Origin of the sequence: Alkalihalophilus lindianensis (genome assembly GCF_032843265.1) — a bacterium.
GTDB classification, from domain to species: domain Bacteria; phylum Bacillota; class Bacilli; order Bacillales; family Bacillaceae_D; genus Alkalihalophilus; species Alkalihalophilus lindianensis.
The window spans coordinates 1-260 of the sequence record NZ_JAWJBA010000542.1 but is presented as its reverse complement, the minus strand read 5'-3'; the positions used below and the strand labels follow the sequence as shown (position 1 = coordinate 260).

At 66.9% G+C, this 260-nt stretch carries 1 protein-coding gene; it reads right to left on the bottom strand.

Annotated elements, in window-relative coordinates:
- The coding region (locus RYX56_RS25985; protein WP_369293567.1) for an MHYT domain-containing protein at window positions 1–142 on the bottom strand (142 nt) is incomplete at its 3' end.
- Window positions 143–260: the final 118 nt, after the last annotated feature.

Below are 260 nucleotides of genomic sequence, written 5' to 3'. Positions count from 1 at the left end.
CGAACACCACGGCACGGTCCGGGGTGCGCACCCGTTTGGCGAGGTCGAGAGCGACGTAGGACGCGAAGATCGCGAGGGCGATCGAGGCGCAGACGACCCAGGGGTCGTAGGTGGGGTTGAGGTAGGAGGTATCGGACAGCATTTTTTGGCGCAGCGCGTCCGGCGGGCTCTGGGGCGGCAGTCGCTCTCGGGGAGTAACGGCTGCCCCTGCGTCAGCTTGAGAGAATGGCGCGCTCGCGACCGCGCGAATACCCATGCAA